Source organism: Nocardia sp. BSTN01, assembly GCF_015354405.1.
GTDB lineage: Bacteria > Actinomycetota > Actinomycetes > Mycobacteriales > Mycobacteriaceae > Nocardia.
This window is the reverse complement of record NZ_JADKYP010000183.1, coordinates 1-437: the sequence shown is the minus strand read 5'-3', so window position 1 is coordinate 437 and position 437 is coordinate 1. Positions and strand designations below refer to the sequence as shown.

Genomic DNA, 437 nt, shown 5'->3' with positions numbered 1-437 from the left:
TGTCGGTCGGGAGGTCGAGGTGTTCTGGCATCCCGGCGAGGATGTGTTCCCAATATTCCAGCTCGGTGGTGATGGGGCTGTGGGGGTCGTGTAGTTCGCCGAGTCGGGTGCGTTGCCACAGCGTGTAGTCGACATATTGCACTGGCAACGGCGCCCACGCCGGGGCGCGGCCGTGTCGGCGCGCTCGGTACGCTTCGCCCACGTCGCGGGCCATCGGAGCCGGGGACCACCCGTCGAAAGCAATGTGGTGCAACACAATTCCCACGACGTACTGTTCGGGTCCTACCGAGTAGATCTGGGCGCGAATCGGGATCTCGGTCGACAGATCGAACCGGTACCGGGCCAGTTCTGCCAAGGCGTCGGTGAGGTCCTGCTCGTGCAGGGGCACGACCGCCGCGCCGTCGCGTCGCCACATTCCTGCGCGGGCGGGCAGCACG

The 437-nt window shown here is 66.6% G+C and carries 1 protein-coding gene; it reads right to left on the bottom strand.

Translation table 11 applies throughout. The annotated features are described in order from the left end of the window. The coding region (locus IRT45_RS36445; RefSeq protein WP_194810282.1) for a condensation domain-containing protein at positions 1-437 on the bottom strand (437 nt) is incomplete at both ends.